1 protein-coding gene is annotated in these 569 nt (G+C 29.3%); it reads right to left on the bottom strand.

What is annotated here, in order from left to right:
- Positions 1–65 precede the first annotated feature (65 nt).
- Positions 66–443: a hypothetical protein gene (locus ACRCJ0_RS18770; RefSeq protein ID WP_431391715.1), complete on the bottom strand. Its 378-nt coding sequence runs from the start codon at positions 441–443 to the stop codon at positions 66–68.
- Positions 444–569: the final 126 nt, after the last annotated feature.

The following is a 569-nucleotide window of genomic DNA, read 5'->3' as shown; positions in this document are numbered from 1 at the left end:
TTGTTTAGAAATGATTTCTATAATAGCTTTCCCAGCTTTCACAGCAAATTCTGAAAGTTTATTTTTCATTTCTTAGCCTCCTTTTTTAAGTCTCTCAGGATTTTCTTCAAGAATCTGTTCTTAGTATTTTTTTCCAAAAATTCATAGGCAGACAAAGTGAGTTCTTTTTCAGTAATGTCATCACTTAGTTCAACTTTTGATTTTAGGTTGTAGTAAAGTGCCTTTGGTTTTAGATCAATATCTTGTTTAAACTCACTTATTTTGTTATCAATCTCTTGATTTATTTGATAATCGATGCCACTCAGAAAATTATCACTTGGTAGAGAGGACTTGTAAGAACTAATTTCATTTTGAATATTATCGCGAAGTATTACGGCATTCTCGTCTTTAAATTCATCGACTCTTGCAAGAACGTTATCTATTACTGTATTATTTTCTTCCATAATTCAACCCCCATTTTAGTTGATTACTCTATAAGTTCTTATTTCTTTTATTATAATTGAAAAGTGATAGGAAAAGTAGCAAAAAAGAATTAATCGTTAAACCTCACAACCAATCAAAAGAAGAAT

This window comes from Aerococcus sp. L_32 (assembly GCF_050689315.1).
This window is presented reverse-complemented; position numbering and strand designations above follow the sequence as displayed.

Excerpts from the sequence above, each read along its gene's own strand:
- ACRCJ0_RS18770 (WP_431391715.1), bottom strand. The coding sequence starts at position 443 with ATGGAAGAAAATAATACAGTAATAGATAACGTTCTTGCAAGAGTCGAT.